The following is an 18,427-nucleotide window of genomic DNA, read 5'->3' as shown; positions in this document are numbered from 1 at the left end:
CACGAGCGAACGCCGCCGGGGAGGCACACCGCGGTCAGGCGCTCGGGCGTTACGCGTGCGTCCCGGCACGCGCTCAGCTCGACTCGAGCCTCACCCGCGCGTCGACCGCCACCACTCCGTGCGTCAGCGCCATCAGCGGGTTCACGTCGAGCTCGGCGATGGCCGGGAAGTCCGCCGCCAGCTGCCCCAGCCGGCACAGCGCATCGACCAAAGCCCCTTCGTCGCACGGCGGCGCACCGCGGATTCCCTGCAGCACCCGCGCCCCGCGAATGCCGCGCACCATGTCGAGCGCCTGCGCATCGTCCACCGGCGCCACGCGGAAGATCACGTCCTGCAGCGCCTCCACGAAGACGCCGCCCAGGCCGAACATCAGCAGGGGACCGAAGCGCGGGTCGCGCGTGACCCCGGCGATCGTCTCGCGCCCCCCTTGCACCATGTGCTGCAACACCACGCCGTCGATGCGCGCCGCCGGCGCCGCGGCACGCACGCGCGCCAGCATCTCGTCGTACGCGCGCAGCAGCGCCTCGTCGTCGCCGATGCCGACCTGCACCCCGCCCACGTCCGTCTTGTGGGTGATGTCGGGGCTGGAGAGCTTCATCGCGAGCGGATAGCCGATGGCCTGCGCCGCGTCCCGGAGTTCCTCCCTCGCGGCGACGAGGCGGACGCCGGCTGCCGGGATGCCGTACGCCTCGAGGAGGGCGATCGACTCCTCCTGGGTGAGCTGCTCGCGCCCCGCGGCGCGCACCGCGTTCACGATCGCCTCGGCGGCGGCGCGTTGCACCTGCCGGTGACTCTCCCCGGCGGCGGTGCGCTCCTCCCACTCGCGCTGGCGATTGAGCGCGTTCAGCGCGCGCGCCGCGCTCTCGGGAAAGATGTAGGCGGGGATCCCGGCGGTGTGCAGCTCCGAGCGCCCCTGCGGGAGCCCCTTGAGCCCCATCAGCACCGCAAGCATCGGCTTGTCCGGCCGCACCTGCGACGCACTCACGATCGCCTCGGCCACATCCTCCTGCCTTACCCCGAACGGCGGGACGAAGATCGGGACGACGGCGTCGATGTGGGGATCGGCGAGGAAGGCGGTGAGCGCCGCCTTGTACCCCGCCGGGGTCGCCGAGGCGATCATGTCCAGCGGGTTCCGGATCGACGCCTCGGGGGGGAAGAGCGGGCGCAACGCCTCGACCGTCTCCGGGCTCAGGTCGACGAGCTCCAGCCCCTGCGTCTCGAGCGCATCGGCGGCCAGGATCCCCGGACCGCCCGCATTCGTGAGGACCGCCGTGCGCCGCGAGCGCGGGCGCGCCTTCACCCCGAACCCCATCGCCATGTCGAACAGGTCCTCGATGGAGTTGGCGCGCAGCACCCCGGCCTGCGACAGCATCGCGTCCACCGCCGTGTCGCTCGCGGCCAGCGCCCCGGTATGCGACGAGGCGGCGCGCGCGCCGGCGCGCGAGCGCCCGGACTTCACGACGATGATCGGCTTGTGCTTGGTGATGCGCGACGCGGAGTCGAGGAAGCGGCGCGGCTCGCCGAAGTTCTCGACGTACATCAGGATCACGCGCACCGCCGGGTCGTCCTCCCACTGCTCCAGGAGGTCGGTGCTGGAGACGTCGGGAGAGTTCCCGATGGAGACAAACTGCGATATGCCGATGCCGTACTCGCGCGCGTAGTCCAGCACGCTCAACCCCAGCGCCCCCGACTGCGACACGAAGGCGGCGTGCCCGAAGGGAGGCATGATCGGGACGAAGGTCGCGTTCATCGAGACGGCGGGGTCGGCGTTGATCACTCCCATGCAGTTGGGACCGATCATCCGCATCCCGTGCCCCAGCACCACGTCCATCAGCCGCTGCTCCAGCGACACCCCGTCTCCCCCCACCTCGCGGAAGCCGGCGGTGATCACGATGACCCCCTTCACCCCCACCTCGCCGCACGCCTCGACCGACGCCACCGCGTGGTCCCGCGGGACCACGATCACCGCCAGGTCGACCGCCTCCGGCACGTCGCCGATGGTCGGATACGCGCGGACCGAGCGCACCGACGGCGCCCGCGGGTTCACGGGATAGACCGTCCCGGCAAAGCCGAAGTCGATCAGGTTCGCCAGGACCTGATGCCCCATGCTCCCCGCGCGCTGCGAGGCGCCGATCACGGCGATGGTGCGCGGCGCCAGCAGGGGGGTGAGGTCGGGCGGCTTCGAAGTGTCGAGCGGGGCGTCTGGTGCGATCATCGTCTCCTCCGTCCGGGCAAGCTCGCCGTGCCGGCGCGCTCGCGGCATCGTAGAACCCCTGACACGGTGAGCGGATCGGGGAAGGCGGGAGGGCCCGGACCCGCGCCGCAGGCGTGGCAGGGGCAACGCCCGAGGGGCTCGCGGGGATTCGCATCGCGATGATCGGCGGCGACCATGCGCTGACGGGCGCAGCGCTTCCTCGCCCTCCCCTCTTCGGGGTCATCTGGTGCCGTAGCGCGCTGAGCCTGCTGGTGATGACCTACGTTCCGGCGCCGCCGACAGGTGTGCCGGGCCGCGGCGCCTGCCAGCGGCTACCGTTCACGTCGCCGTGGCGCTCGCTGTCCACTCCCGATCACGAACCTCGCATCCTCTCTCTGGAGTTCGCAGATTGCAGCGCGGGGGCGTGCCATGGCCGCTCCCCGCGCCCGGTTGCCCGTCGCCGACCCATCCCGCACCTCCCGGAGGGATCATGATTCGCCCCGTCGCCCGCCTCGCGTTCGCGGCGCTGCTCGCCGCGCCGTTCGCCCCCCCCACCGCCGCCCTTGCCCAGACGGGTGAGGCGCTCATCAAGAAGCTCGGGGCCAACAACCCGATCGCGAACATCACCTTCCCCGCCGACAAGTCGATCCAGTACCGCGTGTCGTGGGACGTCACGCAGGGTCCGGAGAAGCCCGGCCAGCTCGTCTCGGGGTTCCGCGTGCCCGCCAACTTCTTCGTGATGGCCGAGCAGGAGGGCGTTCCCAGGCGCAACGTGCACCTGGCGATCATCGTGCACGGGACGGCGACGCAGTCGCTGTTGAACCGCGAGGCCTACAAGGCGGCCACCGGGGCGGAGAACGAGAGCATCCCGCTGCTGGAGGCGCTCAACGCGGCCGGCGTGCAGATCATCGTCTGCGGGCAGGCGCTCATCAATCGCAAGGTGCCGCGCGAGGGATTGCTCCCGTTCGTGAAGGTCGCCAACTCGGCGACGATGGCGCGGGCGGTGCTGGCGGCTCAGGGGTACGCGACGTTCACGCCGTGAGGCATCGAACGGCCGGGACACCCCCGCCGGGTGCCTGGCGACGATCGCCGTCGCGGGGTCCGCATCCCACGACGGCGATCCCCGTGTGCGCGCCACACCGGACTCAGAACACCAGCCAGGTATAGAGGTAGAGCGTATTGTTGTCGCGAGCGCGTCGTCCGCTCCCGTCGTAGTTGGCCGACGCCCCGTTGAACTTCGTGAAGGCCGTGTAGTGGAGGCCGATCCGGGTGTTCTGCCACGGGTTCAGCGTCACCTCGCCCATGAGCCCCGCCGTGTCCGGCCTGCCGTTGGCGCTCCCGTCCACCGCGGCCGGCGCGAAGAGCGTCCCGTCACGCGTGCCCGTCGTGGCGAAGTAGCCTAACGACACGGACCCCCGTCCGCTCGGCTGGTACGCGGCATTGGCCTGCAGCGCGGTGAGGTGCTGGCGCAGCTTGTCGGCGCCACCTGCGTCGACCATCGACGTCAGGTGGCGTCGCTCGCGGATCACGCTCCCGCGCACGAGCAGGACCTGCTCGCCGGTGACGCGGCTCTCGTACTGCGCATCGCCGGCGACGTCGGTGTACCGGTCGGTCAACCCGGACACGCCGCTCCCGAAGGAGCGAGAGTCGATGCCATAGCTCCCGATCATCACGTGCCCGCTGCCCACGTCGCGCTGCAGCGCGACGCGCCAGTACGGTGCGACCGCCTTGAGCACGCCGGAGGCGTTGCCGTCCAGCGGCAGTTCCCGGCCCTGCAACGCCGAGCGGTAGATCGAGATCTCCCCATAGAGCGCCTGGTTCCAGAGCCCGTAGGCGCCGAGGCCGAGGACATTCTGCGAGTAGGCGTCGGCAAGCACGGGGGCGGCAAGGGAGGCCGGAGTCTGCTCGGACTGCATGAACGGCCACCCCCACGCCGGGACCGTGTTCCAGACGTCCTGCACGGTTGGGTTGTTGTGGAGGGTCAGCCCGTAGAGGAGATCGCGCGAGGCAAGCGTCGCGTGCGAGGCGAAGCGGATGTCGATGTTGTCCATGCCGAACGACGCCTCCGTGCCACTGTACGTGTACTGCAGGAACGCGCCCAGCTTCGGCGTGAGCGCGCCGGCCAGGAAGAGGCTCGCCTCCTGCGGAAGTGCCGCTCCCTCATTCTGGGTTCCGGCCGGCGTCTTGCCCACGTGCGAGACCGAGGCCACCAGCATCGCCGAGATGGGCGGGATCGGCGAGAGTGAGAGCGACGGTCGCGCCGAGGAATCGCCGGAGGCGGGAATCGTCTTGAGCCCCGTCATCGTGTAGCCGTTGAGCTTGAACAGGCGACCGAACGGAGTGAGCTGCGGGAACTGAAAGTGGCAGGCGCTGCAGGCGAGACCGGTCTGCCGGGAGAAGCTGGGGACCAGCAGCAACGTCGTGGCGAAGTGCCGCGGAGTCGCCGACACGGTGTGGGCGAGGAACGGCCCGAGCATTCGGGCGCGAGGGGCATCGCCGCGCGCGAGCGCAGCGGCCGGTGGCGCCACGGCCGGGAGGGCGCACAGCGCCATGAGGATCACGTCGAGACGCGTGGAACGGCGCCGGTATCGCCACCGTGCGAGCCCGACGGATGCGACGGAAGCGGCTGAGGATGGTGCGGCTGACATCGTATCCCTCCTTGGAAAGAGCGCCGTGCGGTCGTTCCCTTCCGGGGCGTCAGGCCGGCCGCCTCACCAGACGCGCGGCAGCATCACGGTGAGGCCCTGCCGTGGTTGACCGCCCACACGTAAGCCGCCACCGCGACGACCTGGGCATTGGAGATGCCGTTGGGGCGCGCCACCATGACCGTATTCGGGACACCCCGGGAAAGCACTCGGATGATGGCGGCGTATTCGCCGCGCTCGGCGTCCTTCCACCGGTGCGCCAGGAGTGTGGGGCCAACGCCTCCCTCGAGCTTCGCCCCATGGCATACGAGACAGCCGCCATGGCCGCGATAGATGGCCCGTCCCTCCGCAATCATCCCCTCAGTGATGGCGCTCGTGTCGGGCGGTACACCCCGACCATCGCCCTGCGCGATCGCGGCGATGGTACCGAAGAGCAGGGCAGCGGCGACGAGCGACGCCGGGGTCCACTGGAGGCGCGAGGGGAGCATGAGTCTCCTGCGATCGTCGAGCACCCACGACAGGAGCGGACGGTACAGCGAGTCAGCGGAGGGCTGACCGGAGCGGCCGTGCATCCTCAACTTGCAGGCGGCACCTTGCGCAGGCGTTACAGCCGGCCGCGGGCGTACGCGCTGCCGAGGTCGGCACTCGCGCGCGGTGACCGAGATGGCGTACAGGCGAGCGCAAGGCAGGTTGCCTCTGACGGGGAAGGCGAGGACCGCCCACCTGGAGCCGGCGGTGTTGGCGCCGAGACTCGTGGGCGTCGGCGCGGGAAGGGCTCGTACAATGCTGTAGCGCATGGAACGCGGCCACACCCGCGCAACGGACGGACGGCGCACGGTTGCCTCCCCGCATCCAGCGGGCGGCGCTCCGGGGTCGAGCCACGAGCCTCACGCCGTGACGCTCATCCGCACCGGGCGGCGATGCGCTCCCCAGCTTCCGGGGAGGTCCTCGAAGACCCCCGCGCATCGCGCGCCGCAGTTCGCGCAGCGGCCGCCAGGCGCCAGGTGCCACTCCCCGATCGTGTAGCCGTCGCGCTCGACGAGCACCGCGCCGCACTCGTGGCAACGCGTCGTCTCGCCCTCGGGGTTGTGCACGTTCCCCGTGTAGGCGTAGCGCACCCCGTTGTCCATGGCGATCTGCCGGGCGCGCGCGAGCGTGGCCGACGGCGTCGGCCGACGGTCCATCATCTTCCAGTCCGGGTGGAAGGCCGTGAAGTGCAGCGGCACGTCCGGGCCCAACTCCTCGGCGATCCACCGCGTCATGGCATCGATCTCGGCGTCCGCGTCGTTCAGCCCCGGGATCACCAGGTTCGTGATCTCGAGCCAGACGTTCGTCTCGTGCGTGAGGTAGACGAGCGTATCGAGCACCGGCCGCAGGTGCCCCGCGCAGACGTCGTGATAGAACGACTCCGTGAACGCCTTGAGGTCCACGTTGGCGGCGTCCATGTGGCGGTAGAACTCGGCGCGCGGCGCCGCATTCTGGTACCCCGCCGTCACCGCCACCGTGCGCACGCCACGGTCCCGGCACGCCTGCGCGACGTCGATGGCGTACTCGTGAAAGACGACCGGGTCGTTGTAGGTGAAGGCCACGCTCCGGCACCCCAGCTCGACCGCCACCGCCGCGATCCGCTCCGGCGTGGCGGCATCGGCCAGCGTGTCGACATCGCGCGACTTGGTGATGTCCCAGTTCTGGCAGAACTTGCAGGCCAGCATGCAGCCGGCGGTGCCGAACGAGAGCACCGGGGTCCCCGGGAGGAAGTGGGAGAGCGGCTTCTTCTCGATGGGATCGATGCAGAAGCCGCTCGAGCGGCCATGGCTGGTGAGCCTGATCTCGCCGCCGAGTCGGGCGCGGACGAAGCACATGCCGCGCTGTTGCTCGTGCAGCTTGCAGGCACGGGGACAGATGTCGCACTGGACGCGGCCGTCGTCGAGCGTGTGCCAGTGCGTCGTGGGGACGGCGGGGGTGGCGTCGAGGACGCTGGGTGGGGCGCTCAACTCGTACGACATGGTGTCCGGCCGTGGCGTTCGGGGCGCGCGTGCATCCGCTGGTCCCGAGCGTCAATCGTGGCAGCGGGGGTACGTGCCGGCAATCAGGGTGCGGGGCCGATCGGATCGGGGAATCGCCAGCGGGGCGGGTGGCATGCCCAGCCATAACGCCCGATAGACGCGTGTGGCCTAGCGTCTCCGTCCGTTCTTTCGACGCGACTCGCGACACCGGCGGCATTCGCCTGTCGGCACCCACGCGGGTTGTTCCCCGGCCAAGACCTTCATCCTCCAGGGCCATCGTGAACTACCGCCACATTACCGTCGCCTTCGCCGCCTGCGTCGTTGCAGCCGCCGCGTGCACAGAGCCCACAGTACCGTCACCCACCCGTCTGGAGCCCTCGCTGGCGATGGAGGCGGCCCGTCGCCCCGGTGCATGCCCCGCCCTCCCGAAGTGGACCACGAGCATCGCGCTCTCCCCGTCCGCACTGACCGTCGAGGTGGGTGCCACCCGACTGCTGGCGGTGAAAGACCAAGCCGGGGCCGACATCGCACCGTGCGCCGTCACCTGGGGGGTCACCCCCAACTACACGGTGGCCACCGTCTCGGACTCCGGGGTCGTGACCGGGGTGTCGGCGGGAGGTCCGGTGACCGTTACCGCATCCGTCAGCGGCAAGGGGAAGCGCAAGCTCCAGGCGACTGGGCAGGTCACCGTGAGCCTAGCCGCCGTCGCATCGGTCACCCTGGCGCCGGCGAGCGTGGACCTGACCATCGGTGCGACCCGGCAGCTCAGCGTCGAGCTGAGGGATGCGCGCGGCAACGTCCTCACCGGCCGCACCGTCACATGGAGCGCCGCCACGCCCGGCGTCGCCAGCGTGAGCGCGGCCGGATTGGTCAACGCAGTCTCCCTCGGCCAGGGGGCGACGATCACCGCAACCAGCGAGGGGGTGAGCGGGTCGGCAGTCGTGAACGTCAACCCCGTCCCGCTCACGTCGCTGGCGCTCGTCGCCTCGTGGTGGGAGGGCTCGGCGTCGCGCATCTACAAGATGCGGGGAGACGGCGCGAGCCCGACCTACCTCGAGACCGGGATCGCGCCGTCGGTGGTTGGCAACATCATGCTCGCTCGCGGCGGGTATTTCGGCGAGAACGTCATCTATGCCATGGACAGCACCGGGGCCAACAAGCGGCAGATCGTCGGAGCGGGACCTTCGTACCTTCCGGACCTCTCCCCAGACGGCTCGCGCCTCACGCTCATGTATGGCGATTGCCCCGGCGGTCACCCGCTGGCCATCGCGAGCGCGAGCGGGGCAGGGATCATTGGAGTGAACTCCAGCTACTGCACGTCCATAGCCCCCCGCTGGTCACCCCTCGGCGATCGCATCCTCTTTGCGGCCGGCGGCAACGCCTACACCGTGAGGACCGACTTCACCGACCAGCGGCTGGTGACCGCACTCCCCGCCGGCGCCGGCATCACATGGGCGCCCAACGGCACGCAGTTCTATCTGTCGGCCAAGGTCGGTACGAGCACGACCTTTGGCATCTACCGCATCGACGCCGACGGCACCAACCTCACGCCGATCTCGATCGACACCGGCCACGACGACTTCATCGCCGACGTCACCCCCCTCGGCGATTGGATCGTCTTCTACCGCAATGGCGAGATCTGGGTGATGACGACGGCAGGAACGCAGGTCACCAGGGTCGCGGCTAGCGGGACGGCGCAGGAGGGCGTGCGCTGGGTTCGCCCTCTCGCGCCCAGCTGATGAAGTCCACGCCCGCCGCCTCTGCCCCGATCGCGCGGAGCGCGGCGTTGGCCTTGCCGCGATGATACTGGCCGTGCGTGAAGAGCTGGAGCAGGACGTCGACCAGCGGCGTGCGATGGGCGACTCCCGCCGAGGTCGTGTACGCCACCTCGCCTGCCAGCGCGGTCGCTGTGAGCCCGGCCAGGACGGCGTGCATCGTGGCGTCGACCGTTTGGCCGACCGTCTCGAGCTCCGCGAGGCTCAGCGTCGGCCAGACGGGGAGCGTCGACGGCCGTCCCTCGATGCGAGCGAGCCATGTCTCCTGCGCACCGCGCACGTGCGCAAGCTCGCGGAGCACGGTGGAACGGTCGCCCTCGGCCCGTCGGGCGGCCGCGAGGAGGCGGGCGTCGGCCCAGGCGCCGTGCCTGGCGAGGCGCTGGAATTGTGCGATCACGTCGGGTCCGGTCGTGTCGGGGGTCGGGGGGTGCACCTACGGTTGCCTGACGATGTCGACCGAGATCTCCACCGCCGGCACAGTCCCCCTGTTCTCCAACCAGTGTAGGGTGTTCCGGTCCTCCGGCCAACCCACGCCGGGGCCGTAGTCCGTGGCGATCCCGTCGCGATGGTCGGTGATCGTCCCCTGCAGGATGTAGACGATCCCCGGCCTGTCCTTGTGGTCGTGGACCGGGCCGAAGACGCTTCCCGGTTCTATGGTCACCAGGCGCATTCGCAGCTGGCGACCCGCCATGCCGTCGATCTCGGGGCCGAGGTCGACGGTGGCGAGCGGCTGCACGGTGACGCCTCTGGTCTCGGGGGCCGTCTGATCATCGCGCATGGGGATCTCCCTGGAGTGTACTCGGAGCCTAACGTACGGCAGGGAGCCGCAAGGATTCCGCCAAGATGCCGTTGGCGGCCGCAAGGATCCTGCTGCCGTGCGCTACGGCAGGTTGAGCTGCCAGGAGACGCCGAAGCGATCGGTGCACCAGCCAAAGCGCTGGCTGAACCCGTAGTCGGCGACCGGCATGAGGACCGCGCCGTCGGCCGAGAGGGCCTGGAACGCGCGATCGAGCGCATCGGCATCCGGGCAATCGACGAAGAGCGACACGGAGGGAGTGAAGCTGAAGGCATGCTTCACCGGGCTGTCGATGATCACGAGCCGGTGGCCAGCGAAGGTCGCGTCGGCGCGCTTCACCGTCCCCGGTGCGCCGGGTTCGCCTGCGGCATACCGGGCCATGCGCTCGACGACGAACTCGGGGAACACCGAGCGATAGAGCTCGATGGCCTGGGTGGCCACGCCGACGAACATGAGGTGCGTTGCGACGCTGAGGGACATGCTGGGCTCCGAGCGATGCGGGGTGGGGGACTCGCGCAGGTGGGAGACTGTTCCGGCGTGCACAACGTTGCGCTGCAGCTGCGGCCCGTGGCAAGCGCGCGCACCCGGCGCGGCCATGGTCGGCGCCCTAGCTCCGATCGCACGCCCCTCGACGATCCTGCGTTGCGAGCACGCGGGCCAGGAATGGGAGCACAGCCGTCTCGAACCGCTCGCGAGTCCGATTCGTGTGCCCTCCTGTGAACTCGTCCAGTGTGTGCGCGATGCCGGCGCGCGTCAGCTCGCGTGAGAAGTCCGCCGTGCCAAGAGGGACGTGGGGAATCTCATCCTCCCGCCCCGCTTCGAGCGCGATCGTGCACAGGCGACGATACGGCGAGGGGTCGCGCATGAGCCGATACAGCGGCAGAAACTCGCGCCACGCGCGGGCGACCGCGCCGACTTCCCGCATCCGACCGTCTGGACCGGCGACGAACGGCACAGGGGCGGCTACCGAGTCCGGAAGAGGATCCGGTGCGAACGCGGTCGCCATCGTCCGCAGCAATCCACGCGGCTGCCCTCGCCATCTGTCGCTCTCGGCCGCGAGATCACCGACGAACCCCAGGCAGCAGGGGCTCATCGCATAGACGTGACCGAAGGTGTCGGCATGGCGACCGGCCAGGTAGAGGGCACCGAACCCACCCATGGACTGGCCGGCCAGGGCGCGGCTTTGCCGCACCGGCAAGGTGCGAAAGTGCGCGTCGACGAAGCGCACCAACTCCGTCGCGATGAAGTCCTCCCATCGCCCGAATGCCGCCGAGTTCACGTAGAACGTTCCGCCGAAGCGGTTGTCGGCCAACGGCATCACGACGATGTACTCGGCAAGGCCGGCGCGCTCATCGAGCGCCTCGCCGAGATTCAGCCCCTGATACGTGCCGTCCAGCCATTCGTTCGGGTCCGACGTGACGCCGTGCAGCAGGTAGACGACGGGATACCGCCTCGTGGCGTCGCGATCGTAGCTGGGCGGCAGGTAGATGGTGATCTTGCGGTCAGGCGTGTCGCCGATCCCGTTCCCCTCAAGCGCCTGGGCGTGGAGCGTCTCGACGACGATCCGCCCTTGCGCCGGGGCGGGCGGGGCGAAGCCCGCCCCGAAGCAGAGGGCGAGCGACAGCAGGGATAGGGATCGCTTCAGCATCACCATTCGCCTCTCGAAGCCTAACGCGGCTCTAAACCTGGCCCGGCGCGGCCACCACGAAGTGTCCGCTTCCGTCGCCACGGGTGCATCGGCGGGTGCGCCAGGGACCGTCAGCTGCATTCGGTGGCTCGGCCGCCGTCACTGGCGCACATAGCGCACGTGCGTCGCGGCTGGTCCATCCAGCACTCGGTCGATGCGAAACTGCGGCCCGGGCTCGCGGAGATTCTCGAAGAGCCGCCGCCCGCCGCCGAACAAGACCGGTGCCAGGGCGATTTCCAGCTCCTCGACGACACCCATGTTCAAGTACTGCTGGATCACGTCCGCACCGCCCGAGATGCGGATGTCGCGACCGCCCGCCGCCTCCCTGGCCAGCTCCAGGGCGCGCGCCGGGCCGTCGTTGACGAAGTAGAACGTCGTCCCCCCCGGCCGGACCCAGGGTTCGCGCTTCTCGTGGGTGAGGACGAAGACCGGGGTGTGAAACGGGGCTTCCTCGGGCCACGAGATCTCGCCCTGCTCGAACATTCGCTTGCCCATGATGTTGGCGCCGGTGCGCTCCATCGTGTGACGCACCATGTCATTGACCGGACCCGTCTCTCCCCCGGTCCCGAACTTGAGCGTCTCGCGGAAGTACTGTTGGCTGAGGATCCAGGCCATGAGCGCCCCCCACTTGGCGCCCCAGTTCTCGTGGTCAGGAGTACTCCAGTGCTCGAGGGACATGCCTTTCGGTGCCATGTAGCCATCGAGGCTGAGGCCGATGTTGACGAAGGTCTTGGGCATGGGTGTGAGTGTATAGGAAGGGGGTGCTTAGTGCATTGGAAGAGCTGCCGCAGAGGGCAATAGAGTGCGGCCGAAGGCCGCATGTGGACTTGACCCGGTTCGGTGGACACCGGGTTGATGATGGTCACGCCCCGCTGCGCCTCGTAGACCGCAGGGCTGAGATAGCCCAAGGTCGCATGCCGCCGCTGCAGATTGTGCCAGTCCTCGATGTTACGGAAGATCGCCTGCCGGGCGTCGCGGCGGGTCCCCCAATGTCGCCGCGGGCTCACTTCGTTCTCCAGGGTAGCGAAGAAGCTCTCCGCCACCGCAGTGTCCCAGCAATCGTCCTTGCGGCTCATGTTCGCCCGCATCCCGTGCCGCGTCGGCATCGCCTGGTATGCCCCGCACGCATATTGTCCGCCGCGGTCGGAGTGATGGCTCAGTCCCGCCGGTGGTCGACGCCGCACCATCACCCTCCCGAGCGCCGCCAGTGTATCGTCCGCCGCGGTGAACGGTTGGGCCCAGCCCCGGAGCAGACTGTCTCCGAGATCCAGCTCGCGCGCCACGTCGGCCAAGGTCCCGCCCTCCGCGCGCCGCTCATGCAGCCGGCGGACGGCTTCCTGCTCGAACGCGTCCGTGACGCTCCGCCGCTCGCACGGCGTGGCGCTGGCCGGCTTCCGCCGCTTGCTCATGGACTGCCGCCCCTCCCAAAGCAGGGGTCGATCGGCGTCCATCAAGTCGGGTCCACTCTACACCGTCTGCGGTCCAGGCCGCACACGCTCGTTCATCCGCCAACCCGTTCTGCAGCATCCTCGGTCGAGACTCGCTGGATCGTCGCGATCCAAGCCGGCGCGCCGCGGTTGCCAGGATCCCGCGTCTTGATTCGCTCCGGCTCGACCTCGGCCACATGCCATCCCTTGCCGGGACAGAACGCCGTTCTCAGATCTTCCTGACTGATGGGGTGCGGGCCTGGATCGGGACCCTCGTCACTGAAGCACAGCACATGGAGGGTTCCCTCAGGCGCCGTCACCGAGGCGAGACTCGCAGCGTACCGCAGTCGCTCCTCGCCGTCGAAGGTGTGAAAGAGTCCGCAGTCCAGCACCGTCTTGAACTCGCGCCCCAATCGCTCCAAGTGAAGCGCGTCCACCAGCGCGAACGTACATTGCAGCCCACGGTCATGCGCTTTCTTCCGCGCGACTTCCAGCGCGGTCTCGGCCACATCGACGCCCCACACCGCGAGTCCGAGCGACGCCACGTAGAGCGCGTGCTCACCGGTCCCGCAGCCAGCATCGAGGACGGGGCCGGCGAATCGGACCCGAGCTGCCAAACGAACCATTGCGGGCTGCGGCTGGCCAATCTCCCATGGCGGCGTTCCCTCTTGATACGACGCGTCCCACGGGCGTCCCGCCAGCCGCTCGTGACTGGTAGGGGCCCGACCGCGGAATGGATGGTCAGCAGGTCCTGATGGCTCCGGCATCTCGATGCCCTCGCTGCAACGACTCCATCGGTTAGGCTGCACTTCCGCGTCACGCTTTCTCAGGCGGAGCGAGTTGCCCCCGGACCTGCCGACTGCCGTGGTCCGCGTCCGCCGCGACGACCCATCATTCGTCGATCACATCCAACCTGTCCAGTGCAGTCTCGAGCTTGCCGTTCCCGAGCAGCACGACGGCTCGCGTCGATGACACTACGTACTTCGGCGTGGCGTCAAGCGTGACCGCCCGCTCGCACATCGCGGGCGGCGCGTGCCCTCGTCGCCGCGGGTGCCCGCCGGCCAGTAGCTCCTCATCATCTCGTAAGTGACGCCGCCGCACAACATCGCCCCATTCAGGTCCATCAGTCGAGTGAAGAAGGCGTGCGTCTCGTTGGCGGCGCTTTACTTCTGATGGTCGCCGCCACGGTCGAGCGTCATCTGGCGGCGAATGGTCAGGCGTCCCATAGGGTCCGGCTAAGCGTCCGTGGTGTCATGCACCTTCGTCGCGAGAATCGCGTTGCTGATCATGAGCACCGTGCCGGCGAACAGCAGCGTGTCGAACACGAAGTTGATCGCCGTCACGCGTGCCCCGACGTCACGCGCGATATAGAACTGCGGCACGTAGAGAACGACGGTGAGCAGCGTCATCAACTCGCCGCACCGCGCCGCGGCGGCGCCCGCCAAGCGTGTGATGAGCATGGCGATACCACAGGCCAAGAGCAGGATGCCCGTCCCATACCCCATCACGTGAGGTAGCGGGATCCACGCGGCGATGGGCATCGTGCTGGGCACGCCAGGTGAGAGCGTGGGGTGCAGGAGATGATCGGTGCCGTAGAAAACGAGCACAGCTGCGGTCCAGAACCGGGCGATCATCGCTACCTGACGGGACGCGTGTGGCCACCGTCCTTTCGTTTCGGTTGCAAAGAGCGCCAACGCGCCTACCGCGAATATCGACTGGCGAGCCGCGAGAATCCAACCGAGCCGACCCGACGGCCGCGCCATCGCTGCTGGCAGGTCCATGAGCAGCGCGAACAGCGCGAACATCAGGGCGAGACCGATCGACGACCAGACGACGTATCGCCTGGTGACGAAGCTCAGCGCGGCGGCCAGGTGCGCGACCCCCACGAGGTAGGCGATCGCAAGCGGCGCGGGGAGGAAGGCGGGAACGAGCTGGGCGATCGCTGCGGCGGCGGTGAAGTGGACTCCCGCGAACGCCGCCAGCGCTGCCCCGACGAATGTCGGGCCGAAGGCCGAGAGCCGGGAAGGCTCGCGCCGTCCGTGTTCGTGCCCACGTCGCCGGGCCAAGCCGATTCCGGCGATGAGACATCCCAGGCCTAGGAGAACCGGCCAGAACACGGCAGGAGTAGTCACGACGCCTCGCAGGTGAGCACGCTGTGTGATGCCGCAGCGACGATCAGCGTCACGCCCAAGCTCAACTGCGCCGCATCCAATGACGCCCGGAGCGCAGCGGAGAGCCATCCGAAGCTACGCGGCGTCTGCTGCAACGCCAGATAGGCGCGGTTCGATAAAGCTCGCGGGGTGAGCCGCCCCCCCGGTTCGGCGGTCACCGAAGCCGAAGGCCGACGCCCCCACCCCACATCCCGAGTCCCGACGGACCGCTAGTCGCGGCATGCGACTGGATGTACGCGACCAACGAGACGATCCCGACGGCGGGACTCGCGGCGTCCCCTCGGACATGCCAGCCCGGACGTCTGTCCTCGACGTGGTATCTGTTTGCGTCCCAGCTCGCTCCTGCCAGGGTCCGGAGGCTCGCCCCACGTGTGCTCAACAGCTCCCAACCCACATGTACTGCGTGGTACCGAAAACGCGGATAGGGAACGGGGCACGGCACCGCGCACGCCTCATCACCATTACGCGTAGCAATGCCCGTACTCACCGCCACCACGGGCGAATGGCCCGATTTGCCGCGCCACCGGAGCGAGAGCAGCAGATCTCCCGCCAGGAAGTCTCGAGCGGTGTACGCTGGCCCGCCCCCGAACCCCTTCGCAACCCCGGCGGTGGCGTCGAGCGCGACGTACCGTGCTCGCTGCGCGGACACCGACGCCGGCGCGATTGCGAGGCTACCAAGCGCCCAACCGAATCCCAGGCGGCGTACCATTCGCATCGAGGGCCAGTGCATGCAATATCGGACCTCGCGATAGCCGGATCCGTCACTGCGCGACGCCCCCTCTTGTCGCTGCGCTTGCCGCACGATATGGCACGCCACATCCCGGGAAGGTGAAGATTGAGCGAGGCAGACGCATCGACCGTGGCGCGCCTTACTAGAGTTAGGTTGCGGGCGGTCGCATCGCGGGCTGTCGTTCTGTCGCGCTCGCCGCCAGATCGGACAAGTTCGCAAGACCGGCGGACAGTTCGGAACGCAGGGAAGCAGGGAGGACGTCTGGATCGGGAGACGAGCGGGAAGTACGAGTGGCCACGTGCACGGCGGCTGCGGCGGAGATTGCGCCAAGACAAGGAACAAGCGCCGCCGCGCCCCATCGGAATGAGATGGGTCCCGCTGCACGCGATAGAGCGTTCAGTAGCTCGAGCGCAGGTACCGCGGCTCCAGCGACCGCACCCCACAGGGCCGCCTTGCCTCGCGACAGGTGAGCAAGGTGTCGCCCGCGCTGCATCCAACCGAACACGACGCCGAAGGTTGCACCCGCGACTAGGCCCCAGGCTGCGCCGGATGCTGCGACACGCGACAGCACGTCGACGAGCTGCGTGGTTGCCGACCCGCTGGGGGCCGTTCCGAGCACAGCAACTGACTCGACTGCTGTGAACGCGACGGCCCACGCGCCGCCCCAGAGAAGCGACGATACTCCGATGGACCGGCGTCGCTGCGAAAGACTCATCGTGCACCCTCCTTCGTGCGCAACCTAACGGATGGCGTTCAGCTGCGGCGGAACCAATAGGACTGCGCGCTGGAGACGAGCGGAGCGAGTGCCTGCGCGCATTCCAAGGCTCCGCCGGCCGCTGCAACGCACGTTAGGCGGCATAGGGTGAGCGGCGACAACGCTGTGGAGTACCGTGTAGGAGCGGCTGGTCATTGCCGCTGCCAGAGGTGGCGTGCGGAGGGTACACTCTCGCGAGCGCGACGAGTCTGCCATCAACAACGTTGATGCCCATCATGACTTGCGCCGAATCCGTCCTCGTATAGACCGCATACGTGGGCTGGTACTTCCCACCAATTGGGTTGCCGCTCCATGCTCCGATAGCTGCCGGAATCCGATCAGTTGTATCGCGCCACCACTCTGCAAGCAAGTTCAAGCCGTATTGTAGCGTGTCTCGTGCTGGTACGGAGTCGAACAAGACAAGCAAGCGCCCCATAGACGATCGCAACGCGGCCGAGTCCCGAGTAAAGTCGAGACATAGGGCGTAAGCAGTACCATGAGCCAAGCGCCTGTCGATGGGCGCGCTGCCAGCCTGGGGTGATCGGATCGTTGCAGCGCCACGGCAGCCCGCCAGCGCGAGGGAGCTAGCGATGATCCCGATCGGGACAAGACGGAAGAGGAAGTGAAGCATTGCAATCCCAGCATGCCGAATCGTCCGCCCAACGTTGAGTATCAGCTGCGGCCGAAGGCAATAGAGCGAGCGAAGCGAGCACACAGTAGATCGGCTGTCTGCTCCAGCGCCAGTTAGGGCGCGGTCTCCTTCTGAACCGCGCGCGACCATTCGGCGGGCAGAAGGTTGAGCCTGTTGATGACGATACGTGCGTCGTTGCGAACAGCCACCACGAGGGCACTGATCAGTAGCTTGCGCTGAGCATCTGATGTCGCCACCGATGCCAGAATGTGCATGAAATACTCCGCGACATAGTTCTGGGTGTACCAACTTTGGCGCAGCAGAGACGCGAGGTTACTGACAAGGCGCTCTCGATCAGAGAAATACCGGTAGAACGTTTGGGCCCATGTGCCAAGCTGGCCACCCTTTAGTCGACTCGGCCCCGGCTTGTAAATGTCCACGTGTCCTGCGAGAACGTCGTTTACGATGAGCTTCTCAGTTCTCAGGCGCGTGGTAGTGCGGAGACCTGACCAGCCCTCAGCACCAACGGCAGCAAGCACGTGGAGGAGTGGCCACCACCGCCCCTTGGGTAGTCGCTCGTCCAGCGCGACTTGAAGATCCTCAAGCACCCCTTGCCGAGCACTCGGCTGCAGTTGCCGCCAGAGAGTTGTCACGAACGCGCGATGAGGCTGACCGCACGTACCCTGTGCAACGATCTGTCGAAGCAATGGCCCGTGCGCCTCGCTAGGAATCTCTTCGGCCAGTGCTTCAGCGTACTCAGGAGTATCCACGAAGGCGGAATCACTCATGCGATTGAGGGCCGTCCAGACTTCGTGCTCAACGTCTACGAACCGAGGGCTGCCGGCGGCCTGATCGAATGCGCCTGCGATGCCATCCAGATCCGCGTCCGCGCCGAGAAGTGCGTGAAACCTCGCGGCCGCCGAAGCGCCGTGCTCCAGCGACTGTAGGAGCTCGGACAGCACGAGGCGAAGACTAAGTAGGTCTCGCCGAACGCGCTTGTCGAAAGAAGAAGCCGACAGCTGGCCAGTGCCCGAGAGATAGAGAATGTCGATCACCTTAACGGTTGTGCCGCTGAGCATGATGTTCTCGGTATGGAGATCACCGTGAGCAACCATTCGAGTCGTCATGTGTCGAAGCGCTTCCACGAGCTGACGCCCGATCGACGCGGCTTCATCGGCGGTCAATGTGCCTTCGGACAGTCTATTGCCAAGAGTCTCCCCTTCGATGAGTTCCATGACGACGCATGTGACGTCGTTCTCCGGGCGCTCAGGATCCGGAACACGCTCGATCGAGAAGACCTTGACAACGTTGGGATGATCAACCTGAGCCAGTGCGCGCGCATGGGCTACCGCCTGCGTTCCAAAGGCATCATCCGGACGAACGATCTTCACGGCCACCGGCCGGGCTATCTCGTCACGCCCGCGCCAGATATCAGCGAAGGAACCTGCGCCCAGTTTGCTCTCGAGATATACTTGCATCGACCTCTTGACCGAAGAGAATGGTCGTTGGCGCCCTAGAAAGTATGACTGGGCTGGCCTCCGATGTTGGCGTGGGTTAGCTCCTCACGTGTTCAGCGGAGTTGCCAGAGCCACCTGCGACGGTGCGACTGTC

The 18,427-nt window shown here is 68.0% G+C and carries 14 protein-coding genes; 2 read left to right on the top strand and 12 right to left on the bottom strand.

Going from position 1 to position 18,427, the window contains the following annotated elements; all coding sequences use genetic code 11:
* Nucleotides 1-73: 73 nt before the first annotated feature.
* Nucleotides 74-2,215: a hypothetical protein gene (locus ABS52_12570; GenBank protein ODT02711.1), complete on the bottom strand. Its 2,142-nt coding sequence runs from the start codon at nt 2,213-2,215 to the stop codon at nt 74-76.
* Between the two features lie 469 nt (nt 2,216-2,684).
* Here ABS52_12570 and ABS52_12565 point away from each other — a divergent pair, with 469 nt between their 5' ends.
* On the top strand, nt 2,685-3,236 hold the full coding sequence (locus ABS52_12565) for a hypothetical protein (GenBank protein ID ODT02651.1): 552 nt from the start codon (nt 2,685-2,687) through the stop codon (nt 3,234-3,236).
* A gap of 103 nt (nt 3,237-3,339) precedes the next feature.
* Here the strand turns inward: ABS52_12565 and ABS52_12560 are convergent, their stop codons facing one another.
* The 3 genes from ABS52_12560 to ABS52_12550 form a co-directional block, all read right to left on the bottom strand.
* Complete coding sequence (locus tag ABS52_12560) at nt 3,340-4,755, bottom strand: hypothetical protein (protein ID ODT02650.1); 1,416 nt, start codon at nt 4,753-4,755, stop codon at nt 3,340-3,342.
* Between the two features lie 170 nt (nt 4,756-4,925).
* On the bottom strand, nt 4,926-5,327 hold the full coding sequence (locus ABS52_12555; protein ID ODT02649.1) for a hypothetical protein: 402 nt from the start codon (nt 5,325-5,327) through the stop codon (nt 4,926-4,928).
* A 399-nt stretch (nt 5,328-5,726) separates the two neighbouring features.
* A complete protein-coding gene (locus ABS52_12550; GenBank protein ID ODT02648.1) occupies nt 5,727-6,845 on the bottom strand; it encodes an AmmeMemoRadiSam system radical SAM enzyme in 1,119 nt (372 codons plus the stop codon).
* Between the two features lie 386 nt (nt 6,846-7,231).
* On the opposite strand from ABS52_12550, the gene ABS52_12545 reads away from it, so the two are divergent.
* Complete coding sequence (locus ABS52_12545) at nt 7,232-8,584, top strand: hypothetical protein (protein ID ODT02647.1); 1,353 nt, start codon at nt 7,232-7,234, stop codon at nt 8,582-8,584.
* On the opposite strand, the gene ABS52_12540 is transcribed toward ABS52_12545, so the two are convergent.
* The 8 genes from ABS52_12540 to ABS52_12505 form a co-directional block, all read right to left on the bottom strand.
* Nucleotides 8,529-9,053 carry a hypothetical protein gene (locus tag ABS52_12540; GenBank protein ODT02646.1) on the bottom strand — a complete coding sequence of 175 codons (525 nt, stop codon included), beginning with the start codon at nt 9,051-9,053 and terminating at the stop codon, nt 8,529-8,531. The two genes, ABS52_12545 and ABS52_12540, sit on opposite strands and share 56 nt — an antisense overlap.
* Nucleotides 9,054-9,398: a cupin gene (locus tag ABS52_12535; protein ODT02645.1), complete on the bottom strand. Its 345-nt coding sequence runs from the start codon at nt 9,396-9,398 to the stop codon at nt 9,054-9,056. It abuts the gene before it with no gap.
* A gap of 102 nt (nt 9,399-9,500) precedes the next feature.
* Nucleotides 9,501-9,896, bottom strand: a complete 396-nt coding sequence (locus ABS52_12530) for a hypothetical protein (protein ID ODT02644.1) — start codon at nt 9,894-9,896, stop codon at nt 9,501-9,503.
* A 127-nt stretch (nt 9,897-10,023) separates the two neighbouring features.
* The gene (locus ABS52_12525) at nt 10,024-11,070 is read right to left on the bottom strand and encodes a hypothetical protein (GenBank protein ID ODT02643.1); all 1,047 of its coding nucleotides are present in this window, start codon (nt 11,068-11,070) and stop codon (nt 10,024-10,026) included.
* Between the two features lie 132 nt (nt 11,071-11,202).
* Entirely contained in the window at nt 11,203-11,841 is a 639-nt protein-coding gene (locus ABS52_12520; GenBank protein ODT02642.1) for a deaminase, read from the bottom strand.
* Nucleotides 11,842-12,604: 763 nt separating this feature from the next.
* Nucleotides 12,605-13,231, bottom strand: coding sequence for an SAM-dependent methyltransferase (locus tag ABS52_12515; protein ID ODT02710.1), 627 nt, complete (start codon nt 13,229-13,231; stop codon nt 12,605-12,607).
* Nucleotides 13,232-13,765: 534 nt separating this feature from the next.
* Nucleotides 13,766-14,647 (bottom strand): hypothetical protein, encoded by an 882-nt coding sequence (locus ABS52_12510; GenBank protein ODT02641.1) that lies wholly within the window; start codon nt 14,645-14,647, stop codon nt 13,766-13,768.
* 2,282 nt (nt 14,648-16,929) lie between these two features.
* Nucleotides 16,930-17,931 (bottom strand): hypothetical protein, encoded by a 1,002-nt coding sequence (locus tag ABS52_12505; protein ID ODT02640.1) that lies wholly within the window; start codon nt 17,929-17,931, stop codon nt 16,930-16,932.
* Nucleotides 17,932-18,427: the final 496 nt, after the last annotated feature.

The sequence above is a fragment of the Gemmatimonadetes bacterium SCN 70-22 genome, assembly GCA_001724275.1.
Classification (GTDB): domain Bacteria; phylum Gemmatimonadota; class Gemmatimonadetes; order Gemmatimonadales; family Gemmatimonadaceae; genus SCN-70-22.
The sequence above is the reverse complement of the archived record's forward strand: the minus strand, read 5'-3'. Positions and strand labels throughout refer to the sequence as shown.

What these genes read in the sequence shown, in the direction of transcription:
- ABS52_12570 (ODT02711.1), bottom strand. Translation starts at nt 2,215, where the DNA reads ATGATCGCACCAGACGCCCCGCTCGACACTTCGAAGCCGCCCGACCTC.
- ABS52_12565 (ODT02651.1), top strand. Translation starts at nt 2,685, where the DNA reads ATGATTCGCCCCGTCGCCCGCCTCGCGTTCGCGGCGCTGCTCGCCGCG.
- ABS52_12555 (ODT02649.1), bottom strand. Translation starts at nt 5,327, where the DNA reads ATGCTCCCCTCGCGCCTCCAGTGGACCCCGGCGTCGCTCGTCGCCGCT.
- ABS52_12550 (ODT02648.1), bottom strand. Translation starts at nt 6,845, where the DNA reads ATGTCGTACGAGTTGAGCGCCCCACCCAGCGTCCTCGACGCCACCCCC.
- ABS52_12545 (ODT02647.1), top strand. Translation starts at nt 7,232, where the DNA reads ATGGAGGCGGCCCGTCGCCCCGGTGCATGCCCCGCCCTCCCGAAGTGG.
- ABS52_12535 (ODT02645.1), bottom strand. Translation starts at nt 9,398, where the DNA reads ATGCGCGATGATCAGACGGCCCCCGAGACCAGAGGCGTCACCGTGCAG.
- ABS52_12530 (ODT02644.1), bottom strand. Translation starts at nt 9,896, where the DNA reads ATGTCCCTCAGCGTCGCAACGCACCTCATGTTCGTCGGCGTGGCCACC.
- ABS52_12525 (ODT02643.1), bottom strand. Translation starts at nt 11,070, where the DNA reads ATGGTGATGCTGAAGCGATCCCTATCCCTGCTGTCGCTCGCCCTCTGC.
- ABS52_12520 (ODT02642.1), bottom strand. Translation starts at nt 11,841, where the DNA reads ATGCCCAAGACCTTCGTCAACATCGGCCTCAGCCTCGATGGCTACATG.
- ABS52_12505 (ODT02640.1), bottom strand. Translation starts at nt 17,931, where the DNA reads ATGGTTGCTCACGGTGATCTCCATACCGAGAACATCATGCTCAGCGGC.